Raw genomic sequence first — 497 nt, forward strand, 5'->3', positions numbered from 1 at the left:
GGCGAGCGCGGCCGAGCCGTTCAGCGAAATCATCCCGCTGCCGCGCTCGCCCTTGATCGCGTACGTCGAAAAGCGCTCGCCGTTGTTGACGTTCCAGATGTCGATCCGCTCGTTCTCGACGATGTTCGCCGCTTCGAGCAAGTCCTCGTCGATCGCGCACGAGACTTCGTAATGCAGCTCGCAGTGCGTGACCGCCGCGCGGTGGATCTTCGATTTCAGCATGTGGCGCTGCATGATGGCTCCCTTGGTGCTACCAGACGAAAGGCGGCGGCTGCGTGGCCGGCCGTCAGATTTCCAGATGGTCGATGAGGCGCGTCGCGCCGAGCTTCGCGGCCGTGAGCACGACGAGCGGCTCGCCCGCTTCGATGTGCGCCGCGCTCGGCGCGACGAGGTTCGCGCGCCGGCGGATCGACACGTAATCGGGCTTCCAGCCGCGCGCGGCGAGGTGCGCGAGCGCGCGCTGCTCGATCGCCGCGAGATCGCGCTCGCCGCCCAGC

The 497-nt window shown here is 68.0% G+C and carries 2 protein-coding genes; both read right to left on the bottom strand.

The features are described 5' to 3' along the window. A partial coding sequence (gene panD / locus J5M73_RS31150) for an aspartate 1-decarboxylase (protein WP_207816905.1) occupies nucleotides 1-234 on the bottom strand: 234 nt, incomplete at its 3' end. A 52-nt stretch (nucleotides 235-286) separates the two neighbouring features. Beyond that, on the bottom strand, nucleotides 287-497 hold a 211-nt coding region (locus J5M73_RS31155), incomplete at its 5' end, for a pantoate--beta-alanine ligase (protein WP_207816907.1).

It is taken from the genome of Pseudomonas sp. 50_B (assembly GCF_017491625.1).
Taxonomy (GTDB): Bacteria; Pseudomonadota; Gammaproteobacteria; order Pseudomonadales; family Pseudomonadaceae; genus Aquipseudomonas; species Aquipseudomonas danubii.